This is a genomic window from Streptococcus sp. GMD1S (assembly GCF_000296875.1).
Taxonomy (GTDB): domain Bacteria; phylum Bacillota; class Bacilli; order Lactobacillales; family Streptococcaceae; genus Streptococcus.
Map to the genome: position 1 here is coordinate 1 of NZ_AJQY01000384.1, position 920 is coordinate 920.

General features: G+C 47.5%; 1 pseudogene. It reads left to right on the forward strand.

Annotation, left to right across the window (positions count from 1 at the left end):
• A pseudogene (gene polC / locus GMD1S_RS10515) lies at nt 1–920 on the forward strand (PolC-type DNA polymerase III); the annotation flags it as partial.

Below are 920 nucleotides of genomic sequence, written 5' to 3' on the forward strand. Positions count from 1 at the left end.
GACTTTACGCCTGTTCAGTATCCAGCGGATGACGTGACGGCTGAATGGCAGACGACTCACTTTAACTTCCATGATATCGATGAGAATGTCCTCAAACTCGATGTACTGGGGCATGATGATCCGACCATGATTCGAAAATTGCAGGACTTGTCTGGTATTGACCCTAATGAAATTCCTATGGATGATGAAGGTGTCATGGCCCTCTTTTCTGGAACTGATGTACTAGGGGTAACACCTGAGCAAATCGGAACGCCGACGGGCATGCTGGGAATCCCAGAGTTTGGAACAAACTTTGTACGTGGGATGGTAGACGAAACGCATCCGACGACCTTTGCGGAATTGCTTCAGTTGTCTGGATTATCCCACGGTACCGATGTGTGGTTGGGAAATGCCCAGGATTTGATCAAGCAAGGAATTGCGGACCTATCGACTGTTATCGGTTGTCGGGACGACATCATGGTTTACCTCATGCATGCGGGTCTCGAGCCTAAGATGGCCTTTACCATCATGGAACGGGTACGTAAGGGCTTGTGGTTGAAGATTTCAGAAGAGGAGCGAAATGGCTATATCGAAGCCATGAAGGCCAATAAGGTGCCAGAGTGGTATATCGAGTCCTGTGGAAAAATCAAGTATATGTTCCCTAAAGCCCATGCGGCAGCCTACGTTATGATGGCCTTGCGCGTAGCCTACTTCAAGGTTCACCATCCCATTTATTACTACTGTGCTTACTTTTCAATCCGCGCTAAGGCTTTTGATATCAAGACCATGGGTGCGGGCTTGGACGCCATCAAGCGCAGAATGGAAGAAATCGCTGAAAAACGGAAGAACAATGAAGCCTCTAATGTGGAAATTGACCTCTATACCACTCTTGAGATTGTCAATGAGATGTGGGAACGTGGCTTTAAGTTTGGCAAGTTAGA